A 12,172-nucleotide genomic window follows, 5' to 3' on the forward strand; every position below is an offset into this window, starting at 1 on the left:
CGGGAAGAAATTTATGGCGATATGACAGCAATGACTTCATTGAAATCAGAAGATATCCGGTACTTCAGGCGGCGTTTTGTTTTAGTTTTTTATTCTTTTATATCGTTACATTTAAAGAACAAAACACCACAAACCATCGCAAGTGTGATATTCCCTCGTCCCGGACAGAAAATTGACGTTCCGGTTGAACGGGGATTTATAAACGAGGCAAAGCAGAAGCTGATCCGTAAGGCGCTGAGAGCAGGGAGAATAGTGCCCTTAATAAGCAAAATTCTGGCGGCGTCACCGGGACACCAGGTTTCAATATATCCCCCCGCGTTCAACATCGGTTAATTTTTGCCACCCAGTCCTGCGATATTGTCAGTTTAAAATGTGATGCACATCGCAACTGTTTAATTACTGACCTACACTTCGAGTGGATTCATATCCGCACTGTTCATTTCAGCCATAAGGAGTCGCCTGTGAATAACTCAAACTTTCTGAAGCTTAAAGATGGTACACAACTTTTTTATAAGGACTGGGGCAGCGGCCAGCCGGTGGTTTTCAGTCACGGCTGGCCCCTGTCATCTGATGCTTTTGAAGATCAAATGCTGTTTCTGGCGAATAGAGGTTATCGCGTTATCGCCCATGACCGCCGCGGCCACGGACGTTCTTCCCAGACCTGGGAGGGCAATAATATGGACCAGTACGGTGATGATATGGCCGAGCTGACAGCGCATCTGGACCTTAAGGATGCCATTCACGTCGGGCACTCCACCGGCGGTGGCGAGGTGGCCCGTTATATCGGCCGGCATGGCACTTCACGTGTGGCAAAAGCGGTGCTGATTGGCGCGGTGCCACCGATTATGATCAAAACTGAATTCAACCCGGTCGGTTTGCCGCTTTCTGTTTTCGACGGGATCCGTGAAGGCGTACGGAAAGACCGTTCACAGTTCTTCCTCGATTTGCCTGATGCCTTTTATGGCTTTAACCGCCCGGGTGCGCAGGCATCCGAAGGCTTGCGTCAGAGCTTCTGGTTGCAGGGTATGCAGGGTTCAATCAAGGCACTTTATGATTGTGTCAAAGCGTTTTCTGAAACCGACCAGCGCGAAGATCTGAAAAAAATGACTATCCCGACGCTGGTGATTTACGGTGATGATGACCAGATTGTGCCACCGGCATCCTCCAGCGAAGCCGCGCTTAAATTGTTACCGAATGGTAAACGTAAAGTTTATCCGGGTGCCTCTCATGGTTTGTGCAGCACCCATAAAGATCAGATAAATCAAGATTTGTTAGAATTTATCCGCAGTTAATCCCCGCCGTTCGTTTTATTCTCTCCGGTTGTTCACCCAAAGCCTGACTGCCTGCGGCTTTGGGTTCTTCATGGCCCCCGATTGACAGTGTCCTGCCATAAGGATATAGATTTGTTGAGGAAGGGATTCAAGGTGTTTATCTAACGACACACTCAGATTGAGCTACGATTATCAATGGACGTACGAAATCTTAAGAAAAGGTTGTGAATCAAACACTCTGTAACGTCCATAACTGAATGAGGGTGCGGCTTATGACGACAGTGACCCATGAGCAAAAAACTGCGGACAAACGTCTTAGCGATGGACCGGACTGGACGTTTGAGTTATTGCAAACCTATCTTGAAGAGATTGACCGGGTGGCAAAGTCCTACCGGCTGGAAACTTATCCGCATCAAATCGAGATCATTACCTCCGAACAAATGATGGATGCCTATTCCAGTATTGGCATGCCGATCAATTACACACACTGGTCGTTCGGGAAGAAATTCATCGAAACCGAACAATTGTACAAACACGGGCAGCAAGGTCTGGCGTACGAAATCGTCATTAACTCCAATCCCTGTATCGCCTATCTGATGGAAGAAAATACCATCACCATGCAGGCGCTGGTGATGGCGCACGCCTGCTACGGGCATAATTCTTTCTTCAAAAATAACTATCTGTTTAAAAGCTGGACCGACGCCAGTTCCATCGTCGATTACCTGCTGTTCGCCAAACGTTATATCAGCGAATGCGAAGAGCGTTACGGGGTCGATGAAGTCGAGAAACTGCTGGACTCCTGCCATGCGCTGATGAATTACGGGGTTGACCGCTATAAGCGTCCGCAAAAAATATCGCTGCAGGAGGAACTGGCACGGCAAAAAAGCCGCGAGGAATACCTGCAAAGCCAGGTGAATTCCCTGTGGAAAACATTGCCGCGCAAAGACAGCGTAGACACACCAGAACAGGCACGCCGTTTCCCGCCGGAACCGCAGGAAAATCTGCTGTATTTTATGGAAAAAAATGCCCCTCTGCTGGAATCCTGGCAGCGGGAAATTTTGCGTATTGTGCGTAAAATCAGCCAGTATTTTTACCCGCAGAAGCAAACACAGGTCATGAACGAAGGCTGGGCGACGTTCTGGCATTACACCATCCTGAATCATCTGTATGACGAAGGAAAAGTCTCCGACCGTTTCATCCTGGAGTTTCTGCACAGTCACACGAATGTGGTGTATCAGCCGCCTTATAACAGCCCGTATTACAGTGGCATCAACCCGTATGCTCTGGGTTTTGCGATGATGCAGGACATCAAGCGTATCTGTCAGGAGCCGACGGAGGAAGACCGCTACTGGTTCCCGGATATCGCCGGGTCAGACTGGCTCGACACGCTGCATTTTGCGATGCGTGACTTTAAGGACGAAAGCTTCATCAGCCAGTTTCTTTCACCGAAAGTGATGCGTGATTTCCGTTTGTTTACGGTGCTCGATGATGATCACAATAACTACCTGGAAATCGCCGCCATCCATAATGAGGAAGGTTATCGTGCAATCCGTCAGGAATTATCGGCGCAATACAATCTGAGCAATCACGAACCGAATATTCAGGTCTGGAATGTGGATTTGCGCGGAGACCGTTCGCTGACCTTGCGCTATATTCCTCAGGATCGCGCGCCGCTTGATAAGAGCCGTCGTGAAGTCATGAAACACGTCCACCGTCTGTGGGGCTTCGATGTCTTCATCGAGCAACTCAATGAAGATGGCAGCGTTGAACTGCTGGAGCGCTGCCCGCCACGTCCGACGCCGCTGTAACTGAATAGACTTCTGGCATTAAAAAAGGGCGCTGAGCGCCCTTTCTGATATTTGTCTATCTCACTCTTAACGATGCTTTTGCTCAGTCAGATCACCCGGCATCGCGCCCTGCATGCTGTGCCAGATTTCACCACTCTGACGTCCATAATTGCGCACACAATCCACAATTTGTTCGTAGCTTTTTTCGTGGCAAATTTCTGACAGTTTTTTATAAAAGCTGATGGCTAATTTGCGCGCTTCAGGGTTGGAGAAGTAATAGCGTCCGACGCGGGTATAAAGACCCCGCAGCCCGTTGATGATAAGACCATAAATCGGGTTACCGGAAGCAAATGCCAGACCACGGAAAATACCGTAATCAAGCGCCGTAAACGCTTCGGCATGATCTTCCACCTCTGTAGCCTTAGCGAGAACCTGCTGGGTTTCCTCCGGGTTGGTACGCATCGCTTTACGGATAAAAATCGTCGCGATGTTAGTACGCACGGACAGAAGATTATCAATCAGTTGCGGTACGCTGTCGTGATCCAGACGCGCCAGCGTTTCAAGAATATTCAGGCCGGATGTTTCCCAGAAATTATTCACTTTCGTCGGCTTGCCATGCTGGATAGTTAACCAACCGTCTCGGGCAAGCCGCTGTAACACTTCACGCAATGTGGTTCGGGTCACGCCAATGAGTTCTGAAAGCTCTCTCTCAGCAGGCAAAATGGAGCCCGGAGGGAAGCGGCTGTTCCAGATACTTTCGATGATATACTCTTCGGCAAAACCGGCAGGACTTTGTGCCTTAATAACCATGTGTTTGTCGTTCCGTGTGGGGCTTTTATTAGGGATATAGTTCTGCTCATCATACCAGATGAAAATGCCCTGTTATAGCGTCCGCAGGGAACTAATGCTGAAACTGTGGAAGGGCTTACAGAATTTCACCTTTTTCAAGCGTTTATTACCTTGTCCCTGGCATTGGAAAAATCCAGTCAGACGATTAAACTTACTTATCTTTTTGACATATTGACAAGCTATATAAAGGATCTTTAGGGAATATGGAAACAACCTACAGTCGTGCATTTATAAAGAATTTTCTCGGTCAGTCGCCAGCCTGGTACAAAATAGCAATTCTGGCTTTTCTGATCATTAACCCGCTGATTTTCTTCCTGGTCAGTCCTTTTATCGCGGGCTGGTTGCTGGTCGTCGAGTTCATTTTAACATTAGGCATGGCGCTTAAATGCTACCCGCTGCAGCCGGGTGGATTGCTCGCCATCGAAGCCGTGATGATCGGCATGACCAGCGCAGAGCGCATCCGCGAAGAAGTCTCTGCTAATCTGGAAGTCATCTTGTTGCTGATTTTCATGGTTGCTGGCATCTATTTCATGAAGCAGCTGCTGTTAACCGTGTTCACCAAACTGTTATTGAATCTGCGCAACAAAATCGCCCTTTCACTGGCTTTCTGTTTTGCTGCGGCATTTCTCTCCGCATTCCTGGACGCATTGACCGTGATTGCCGTGGTGATCAGCGTTTCAGCGGGCTTTTATTCGATTTATCACAACGTCGCTTCAAATCAGAACGAAAATGCTGAGATCACCGATGACAGCTCGTTTACGGGTAATCAGCAGCACCAGGCGGTACTTGAACAATTCCGCGCATTTTTACGCAGCCTGATGATGCACGCCGGTGTCGGTACGGCACTCGGCGGCGTGATGACGATGGTTGGCGAACCGCAAAACCTGATCATCGCGAAAAGTGCAGGCTGGCAATTCACTGATTTCCTGATCCGCATGTCGCCCGTCAGCGTGCCCGTTTTTATCTGCGGATTAATCGTATGTGCCCTGGTAGAACGCTTCCGCTGGTTTGGCTACGGTGCGCAACTGCCACACCCGGTGTATGAAGTACTTAAAAAGTTTGATCAAAAGAACAGCGAGAACAGCACCCGGCAGGAACGTATTAAACTGGCCATACAGGCGCTGATTGGCGTGTGGCTGATTGTTGCGCTGGCATTCCATCTGGCTGAAGTTGGCCTGATTGGCCTTACGGTGATTATCTTTGCAACCGCATTATGCGGCGTCACGGATGAACATGCGATCGGCAAGGCATTCCAGGATTCACTGCCGTTTACCGCCCTGCTGACGGTGTTTTTTGCCATTGTCGCCGTGATCGTAGAACAACATCTGTTCAGCCCTATCATTCACTTTGTGCTTCAGGCTGCGCCATCGAGCCAGCTTTCGCTATTTTACCTGTTCAACGGATTGCTTTCCTCGGTGTCAGATAACGTTTTCGTCGGTACGGTTTACATCAACGAAGCAAAATCGGCGCTGGAAAATGGCATCATCGATCTGAAACAATTTGAGATGCTGGCGGTGGCGATTAATACCGGTACTAACCTGCCTTCCGTGGCGACACCAAATGGTCAGGCGGCATTCCTGTTCCTGCTGACTTCTGCCCTCGCACCGCTGATCCGGCTTTCTTATGGAAGAATGGTCTGGATGGCATTGCCATACACCGTCGTCATGACGCTGGTTGGCCTGTTGTGTGTTCAGTATCTGCTGCCCGATATGACGCAGTGGTTTAACGACATGGGATGGCTGAGTTTGCCCCCGGTAACGCAAATCATGACGGTGCATTGATCGGGGTAAGCGTGAGTCAGTAATTTCCTCTAAACGGCTTCACTCAGAAAATTACAGAATTTAAAGTCGAATTGTCCGATTTATATTAATTATTTACCGAATATTTAATCGGACAGGCTGGCAGCGGCAAGCAATTGGTTTACACTGCGTGTCAGTAGCTCACTGCAGGGAAAAATTTTCTATGTTGCAATATCTTAACCGCTGTTCACAAGGCCGCGGTGCATGGCTTCTGATGGCTCTGACTGCACTGGCACTTGAGCTGGTTGCACTGTATTTCCAACACGTGATGTTACTTAAGCCCTGTGTCATGTGTATTTATGAACGTTGTGCCCTGATGGGGATTCTGCTGGCTGGCCTCGTCGGTGCTATCGCGCCTTCTACGTGGTTGCGTTATGCCGGGATCCTTATCTGGATCTACAGCGCTTACGAAGGTATCCGCCTGTCATGGGAACACACCATGATTCAGCTGCACCCTTCTCCGTTCGCCACCTGTGATTTTGCCGCGCGTTTCCCAACATGGTTACCACTGGACAAGTGGTTCCCGTGGATGTTTATCGCCAGCGGTGATTGTGCAGAAAAACAGTGGGAATTCCTGTCACTGGGCATGCCCCAGTGGCTGGTTGTGATTTTCAGCGTGTTCATGGTAATTGCTGTTCTGGTGCTGCTGGCTCAGTTCGTCAAACCCAAACGCCGCGATTTATTTGGTCGTTAATTAAACTATCGTTGAAACAAAAAAGCGCCTATCATGGCGCTTTTTTTATGTCTGTGGAGGAGAAGATGTTATCCCTAACAGACGTGATGTATTATCTGCAGCGCCCGATCAACACGGGCTTTCTGCCTCTGTGAGTTTTATTACCATTATTGGAACGTGCAATGAAAAATCTTCCCGTCTGGGCCATTTGGGTCATTTGTGTTGGAGCCTGCGTCGCCTTCTGGATCGTCGCTGGTTTCGTGTTATACGGCCTGTTTAAATAAACTTTAAACATCAGGGAAGAAGGCAGCAGTGGCATTTAAGGGAAATGGAATGACAAGGTATTAACGCGGGGGCAATGGCGGAGTCCCATTAATCCCGACGTTGGTTTTGATCAGAGGTCACATTTTCTCCTTCCCGGCACGCTGCGCTGCATAAAAAGAAACCTACCTTTGTAAATTTCTCAATGCATTCTATGCTACGAGGGCTAAAAGATTTATCAGAGGAAAAAACATGTTCATTAAGGGATTTTCAAAAGGCTTTTTCATTGCGATTCTTCTTATCGTAACTTTGGCTTTTTTTGATGTATTAAGGCCTTACTATTCTTCCGTACTATGGGCAATTATTCTTGCTGTCATCTTCAATCCGCTAAAAAACCGGCTTAAACAGGTTGTCGGCGATCGTAACGGTATCGTCTCTCTGCTGACCGTTTTGATTATTTGTCTGATTGTCTTCACACCGCTGGCGATTATAACCTCGTCGCTGGCGCTTGAATTCAATACGGTTTACACCAAACTGCAGGGAAATCAGACACAGTTACCCGTGATCCTGGCGGATTTTATCCACCATTTACCACGGTGGGCACGACACTTCCTGTCGGATAACGATCTCGACAGCACGGCGGAGATCCAGAAAAAACTTTCTGATGCAGCACTTCAGGGCAGCCAGTATCTTGCCGGGAGTGTTTTCGTGATAGGTAAGAGCACGTTCGGCTTTGTCGTAGGTTTCGGCATCATGCTGTATATCTTGTTCTTCCTGATCAAAGATGGCGCTTATCTGGTCAATATGACTCTCGCCACGCTGCCGCTGTCACGCTATGTGAAGCATCACCTGTTTATGAAGTTTGCAGCAGTTTCGCGCGCGACAGTAAAAGGGACCGTTGTGGTGGCGATTGTACAGGGTGCGCTGGGCGGTGTTGCATTTTACATCGCCGGTCTGGACGGAAGTCTGCTTTGGGGCGCGCTGATGGCGTTCCTGTCGATCATTCCGGCAGTGGGATCGGCCATTATCTGGGTACCCGCAGCGATTTATTTCTTCGCGTCCGGCATGCTTTGGCAGGGGATCTTTATTGTGGTCTTCTTCGTTGTGGTGATTGGCATTGTGGATAACGTCTTACGCCCGTTACTGGTCGGTAAAGACACTAAAATGCCGGATTACCTTATCCTGATCACCACCCTGGGTGGCATGGAAGTGTATGGCATCAATGGCTTCGTGATTGGTCCGCTGATTGCAGCATTATTCATCGCCTGCTGGAACATTCTTTCCGGCAGAGATCATCAGAATAATACCGATGAGATTGATGAAGATTTTATCGAAGAAGGGAAAAAGCGTCCTGATGCCTGATGTTCTCAGCGGCTTCGACAATCCGCTGAGTTTTACCAAATATGATTATGAAGTTTTCATAACCTGGCGTAGAAATAAGAAGCAACAAATACTCTTTGTCTGAAGGGGCAATGAATGAAAAATATCATCTTAAGTATGGTCGCAAAGATCTCCAGGATGGAAGCTGATTCCAAGCAACTTACCGCTCAGGTTGAGGCTCAGTCCCTTTTGCTGAGTGCAGTATTTTTAACGCTTGGTAAAAATGGCGGCCCCCAGGAAACTATCGAAAGCGTCAATAAAGCCATCAATTCAGTGCTCGATTCTGCTGATGAGATGCTTAAATCAGACGCGACGATTTTATTCGAACAATTCCAGGCACTTATTGAACTAACCCGGCTGATTGATAAAGCCGATCCGGAGCTGGATGCTGAAGCACTGAGTGCCATGAACGGTGTCACACCCGACTCCGGGATCTAGTGTAAAAGCATCGGTAATAAAAAAGCCCCGGCCATAAATTGCCGGGGCTTTTTGCTTTCTGATGACGGACAAAATCAGCTTATTTCGCCCAGCTTGGCTTGTTCAGGATGTGATCCTGCCAGTCTTCCACGTCATCTTCACGCACAGCGATGTAGCGTACGGAAATCTGTGCCGTGTGCATGGCTGATTTTGATGCTTTGTTCAGCAGCGGATGCCACGGGAGCAACGGGCGTCCTTCACCGATCAGACGATAGGCGCAGGTTGGCGGCAGCCAGTCGAAGGTTGTCAGATTTTCGCGGGTCAGTTTGATGCAATCTTCTTCCAGCGTGAAACGACGTTCGTAGTTGCGACACTGGCACGATTTGATGTTGAGCTGATTACAGGCAACGTTGGTGAAGTAGATTTCATCGGTGTCTTCATCGATCAGCTTATGCAAGCAGCATTGTCCGCAGCCATCGCACAATGCTTCCCATTCTTCGTCGGTCATTTCAGACAGCGTTTTTTGCTGCCAAAAAGCGGGTTCAGTCATGATGTGCATCCGGTATAGAGAAAATGAGGGTGCTTATATAGACGCTTTAGCCTGCAGATGCAAGTAAAGCCGCCGGAAAACAGCTCCGGTGGAGAGGAGAAACACCGTCAGATCACGCGTGAGTTAACCTGTTTACCATTAAGTGTAGCCACAATTTCGTCACCCGCTTTTAACGGGCCGATGCCATGTGGCGTACCGGTCAGAATGATGTCACCCGCACGCAGCGTAAAGAAGCGGCTCATATAGGCAATCAGCGGCAGAAGCGGTGTCAGCATATCGCGGGTATTCCCGGCCTGACGGACTTCTCCGTTGATCTCTAACCGGAGTTCAGCCTGTTGTGCATCACCAAATTCGCTCACCGGAATAAATCCGCTCATCGGACAGGAACCGTCAAACCCTTTGGCTTTTTCCCAGGGTTGTCCGGCTTGTTTGAACGCCGTCTGCAAATCCCGCAGCGTCAGATCAAGCGCCAGCCCGTAACCGGCGATAGCATTGGCGACACGATCTTCCGTCGCCTGCTTCAACGGTGTGCCGATAAGCACTGCCAGCTCGATTTCATGATGTACCGAACCCAGATCCTTCGGAATGGCAATGGGCTGACGAAAATCGCATAAGGCGGTTTCCGGCTTGATAAATAGCACCGGTTCCGCCGCTTTCTTCCCGCCCATCTCTTTAATATGATCGGCATAGTTACTGCCGACACACACTACTTTGTTGACCGGGAAATCCAGTAACGCGCCATGCCAGTCTCTGTGTTGGTACATACAGCCCCTCCTTGAGGTTAGGAATTTCAGCCGCTGAACGGGTTATGCGGTGCCGGCGCTAACGGTGCAGCAGGTGCCGGAGCGGAATCGCCGGAAATCACCGGCACCTGAGCGCCCGTAATAGCATCGGCCATCATGCCGATACTCAGGGCGAAATAGGTTGAACGGTTCCAGCGCATGATCGTGCGGAAGTTATCGTAAACCAGGAATGCGCGCCCCTGCGTATCATCCGGTGTGATAATCCATGCACGGGTGGCTGTCGAGGACAGCGGGCTGCCGTCAACCTGCGTTACACCGCGCTGCTGCCAGTAACTGGCAGGATGCATCTGGTTGTTTTTCAGCCCCGCCAGAGCGCCATCAAAGTTAGCCGGTAATTTCACTTCCTGACCCCAGCCCTGATCGCCCTTCCAACCTTCTTTTGCTAAATAATTGGCTGTAGAGGCAAAAACATCATCGGTGTTTTTCCAGATGTCTATTTTGCCATCGCCGTTACCGTCAGCACCGTAGGTCAGATAAGAACTTGGCATAAACTGCGACTGTCCCATCGCACCTGCCCAGGAACCTTTCATCATATCGCTGGTGGCGTGTCCTGAATCGACAATTTTAAGCGCAGACATAAATTCTTTCGTGAAGAACGCTTCACGACGCCCTTCGAAAGCCAGTGTGGCCAGCGCGGAGAAGACATCTTCTTTACCCTGTATTTTCCCGAAGCTGCTTTCCATAGCCCATAACGCCACAATGTACTGCGGCTGAACGCCATAGCGGTCGCTGGCGCGGGTCAGCGCAGGCAAATTACGCTGAAACTGCTCCTGTCCCTGCTTAATTTTCCACTCAGGCAGAACGCGGGTCAGATAATCGTCGAGGGTAATTTTCTTTTCGAGCTGATTGCGATCTGAATTGATCACGCGGTCAACAAAATGAATGTTGGCGAAGGTGCTGTCTATTGTCTGCTGGCTGATCCCTTGTGTGCGGGCTTGTACTTTGAGTTGTTCGACATAAGCCGGAAATTCAGCAGGATCCCGCCCCTGTTCAGCCAGAGATGTTTTGCCTGAAGGCGCTGCCGGTGCGGCGGCAATTGGCGGGTTAGCCGTAGTGGACGGGGCGGGAGTTTGCTCTGATGTAGCTTTCTGTGCTGCACAACCGCTGAGGATGATCAGCGGTGTTAACACGGCCAGTGCCGACAATTTCATCAATTTCTTCCTTTTGACTTCTGCAAGTGATTCATCACTCTAAGCTTTGAGCACGACAACCCTGAATGCAAGTCATGCCGTCCGAAAGTTCGAGGATTGCCGTAACAAATGTCAGGAATACGTTATTTACTGGCGTCGTTAAGATGAATATTCAATAAACTTTCTGCTGGCGGCGGAACTTGCAGATAATAACCCTGTTCTTCCAGCGACTGACGCACGTTAGCAATATCCGCCGTGGCCAGTTTTTCACGGTTCGCCAGGTTTAACATCATTGAAAATTGTGGCACGCCAAAACCTTTCAGTAATTCTTCAGGTACACGGGAAAAATCGTCTTTTTTTTCGACATACAGATAAGTCTGGTCGCGTTTAGTACTTCTATAGATCACACAAAGCATTTTTTTAACTCTATTTTATTGAAACGGTGGCTTGCCTAGATATAACTGTAACTATAACATGCTTATCGTACATCGGAATATCGCCCCCCGAGTGGTATTCCGGGGATTTAGAGTTGCTGAGACTGAGTCAGGATAGATGTCACAATCGCCAATAGAACTAAAAGGCAGCAGTTTTACCTTATCGGTTGTTCATTTACATAGTTCACAACCTGAGGTTATTTATCAGGCATTACAGGAAAAAGTGGAGCAAGCGCCTGCTTTTTTGAAAAATGCCCCTGTTGTTATCAACGTTGCCTCGCTGAACGGTGAAGCAAACTGGAAAGACATTCAACAGGCTGTCGCTTCTGCAGGCTTTCGCATTGTTGGCATCAGTGGTTGCAAAGATGAAGCGCAAAAACGCGCACTTTCCCGCACCGGCTTACCGCTGCTGAGTGAAGGCCGTGCACAGCGTATCGCCTCAGAACCACCGGCTCCTGTTGTGCCCGACAATGCCCCGGCTAAAACCCGCATTGTCAGTACCCCGGTCAGATCCGGCCAACAAATTTATGCCCGTAACAGCGACCTCATCATAACCAACAGTGTCAGCGCAGGTGCGGAGCTGATTGCCGATGGCAATATCCATATCTACGGCATGATGAGAGGCAGAGCGCTGGCTGGCGCCGCAGGCGATGCAAATTGTCAGATCTTTTGCACGCAGCTAGGCGCTGAACTCGTCTCTATCGCAGGGCAATACTGGCTGAGTGATCAAATCCCGGCCGATTATCTCGGTCAGGCTGCACGCCTTAGCCTGTTAAATAATGTGTTAACCATACAACCTTTAAACTAAGCCCTTTTGA

Annotated in this window: 12 protein-coding genes; 7 read left to right on the plus strand and 5 right to left on the minus strand. The window is 49.2% G+C overall.

Annotated features, from left to right (window positions below; all coding sequences use genetic code 11):
- Positions 1–461: 461 nt before the first annotated feature.
- Positions 462–1,292 (plus strand): alpha/beta fold hydrolase, encoded by an 831-nt coding sequence (locus EVX52_RS05655; RefSeq protein ID WP_129990808.1) that lies wholly within the window; start codon positions 462–464, stop codon positions 1,290–1,292.
- 251 nt (positions 1,293–1,543) lie between these two features.
- On the plus strand, positions 1,544–3,079 hold the full coding sequence (locus EVX52_RS05660) for a SpoVR family protein (RefSeq protein WP_129990809.1): 1,536 nt from the start codon (positions 1,544–1,546) through the stop codon (positions 3,077–3,079).
- A gap of 66 nt (positions 3,080–3,145) precedes the next feature.
- Here EVX52_RS05660 and fadR read toward each other — a convergent pair whose 3' ends face one another.
- On the minus strand, positions 3,146–3,868 hold the full coding sequence (gene fadR / locus EVX52_RS05665; protein ID WP_129951121.1) for a fatty acid metabolism transcriptional regulator FadR: 723 nt from the start codon (positions 3,866–3,868) through the stop codon (positions 3,146–3,148).
- Between the two features lie 242 nt (positions 3,869–4,110).
- Here fadR and nhaB point away from each other — a divergent pair, with 242 nt between their 5' ends.
- The 4 genes from nhaB to iraP all read left to right on the plus strand — a co-directional run bounded on the left by nhaB (position 4,111) and on the right by iraP (position 8,458).
- Positions 4,111–5,688: a sodium/proton antiporter NhaB gene (gene nhaB / locus EVX52_RS05670; protein WP_129951120.1), complete on the plus strand. Its 1,578-nt coding sequence runs from the start codon at positions 4,111–4,113 to the stop codon at positions 5,686–5,688.
- A 181-nt stretch (positions 5,689–5,869) separates the two neighbouring features.
- Positions 5,870–6,400, plus strand: coding sequence for a disulfide bond formation protein DsbB (gene dsbB / locus EVX52_RS05675; protein ID WP_015697193.1), 531 nt, complete (start codon positions 5,870–5,872; stop codon positions 6,398–6,400).
- A 492-nt stretch (positions 6,401–6,892) separates the two neighbouring features.
- On the plus strand, positions 6,893–8,002 hold the full coding sequence (locus EVX52_RS05685; RefSeq protein ID WP_129951119.1) for an AI-2E family transporter: 1,110 nt from the start codon (positions 6,893–6,895) through the stop codon (positions 8,000–8,002).
- A 114-nt stretch (positions 8,003–8,116) separates the two neighbouring features.
- Entirely contained in the window at positions 8,117–8,458 is a 342-nt protein-coding gene (iraP, locus tag EVX52_RS05690; RefSeq protein WP_129951118.1) for an anti-adapter protein IraP, read from the plus strand.
- A gap of 79 nt (positions 8,459–8,537) precedes the next feature.
- Here the strand turns inward: iraP and EVX52_RS05695 are convergent, their stop codons facing one another.
- The 4 genes from EVX52_RS05695 to EVX52_RS05710 form a co-directional block, all read right to left on the minus strand.
- Complete coding sequence (locus EVX52_RS05695) at positions 8,538–8,987, minus strand: YcgN family cysteine cluster protein (protein ID WP_129951117.1); 450 nt, start codon at positions 8,985–8,987, stop codon at positions 8,538–8,540.
- Between the two features lie 107 nt (positions 8,988–9,094).
- The gene (locus tag EVX52_RS05700; protein WP_129951116.1) at positions 9,095–9,751 is read right to left on the minus strand and encodes a fumarylacetoacetate hydrolase family protein; all 657 of its coding nucleotides are present in this window, start codon (positions 9,749–9,751) and stop codon (positions 9,095–9,097) included.
- Between the two features lie 26 nt (positions 9,752–9,777).
- On the minus strand, positions 9,778–10,941 hold the full coding sequence (locus EVX52_RS05705) for a lytic transglycosylase domain-containing protein (protein WP_129990810.1): 1,164 nt from the start codon (positions 10,939–10,941) through the stop codon (positions 9,778–9,780).
- 122 nt (positions 10,942–11,063) lie between these two features.
- Complete coding sequence (locus EVX52_RS05710) at positions 11,064–11,336, minus strand: YcgL domain-containing protein (RefSeq protein ID WP_129951114.1); 273 nt, start codon at positions 11,334–11,336, stop codon at positions 11,064–11,066.
- Between the two features lie 136 nt (positions 11,337–11,472).
- Here EVX52_RS05710 and minC point away from each other — a divergent pair, with 136 nt between their 5' ends.
- Positions 11,473–12,162 (plus strand): septum site-determining protein MinC, encoded by a 690-nt coding sequence (gene minC, locus EVX52_RS05715; protein ID WP_129951113.1) that lies wholly within the window; start codon positions 11,473–11,475, stop codon positions 12,160–12,162.
- Positions 12,163–12,172 lie beyond the last annotated feature (10 nt).

The sequence above is a fragment of the Rahnella sp. CFA14(1/10) genome (genome assembly GCF_004195095.1).
GTDB lineage: Bacteria > Pseudomonadota > Gammaproteobacteria > Enterobacterales > Enterobacteriaceae > Rahnella > Rahnella perminowiae.

Bases quoted from the DNA above. Each gene is read 5' to 3' on its own strand.
- EVX52_RS05660 (WP_129990809.1), top strand. From the start codon at position 1,544: ATGACGACAGTGACCCATGAGCAAAAAACTGCGGACAAACGTCTTAGC.
- fadR (WP_129951121.1), bottom strand. From the start codon at position 3,868: ATGGTTATTAAGGCACAAAGTCCTGCCGGTTTTGCCGAAGAGTATATC.
- nhaB (WP_129951120.1), top strand. From the start codon at position 4,111: ATGGAAACAACCTACAGTCGTGCATTTATAAAGAATTTTCTCGGTCAG.
- dsbB (WP_015697193.1), top strand. From the start codon at position 5,870: ATGTTGCAATATCTTAACCGCTGTTCACAAGGCCGCGGTGCATGGCTT.
- EVX52_RS05685 (WP_129951119.1), top strand. From the start codon at position 6,893: ATGTTCATTAAGGGATTTTCAAAAGGCTTTTTCATTGCGATTCTTCTT.
- iraP (WP_129951118.1), top strand. From the start codon at position 8,117: ATGAAAAATATCATCTTAAGTATGGTCGCAAAGATCTCCAGGATGGAA.
- EVX52_RS05695 (WP_129951117.1), bottom strand. From the start codon at position 8,987: ATGACTGAACCCGCTTTTTGGCAGCAAAAAACGCTGTCTGAAATGACC.
- EVX52_RS05700 (WP_129951116.1), bottom strand. From the start codon at position 9,751: ATGTACCAACACAGAGACTGGCATGGCGCGTTACTGGATTTCCCGGTC.
- EVX52_RS05705 (WP_129990810.1), bottom strand. From the start codon at position 10,941: ATGAAATTGTCGGCACTGGCCGTGTTAACACCGCTGATCATCCTCAGC.
- EVX52_RS05710 (WP_129951114.1), bottom strand. From the start codon at position 11,336: ATGCTTTGTGTGATCTATAGAAGTACTAAACGCGACCAGACTTATCTG.
- minC (WP_129951113.1), top strand. From the start codon at position 11,473: ATGTCACAATCGCCAATAGAACTAAAAGGCAGCAGTTTTACCTTATCG.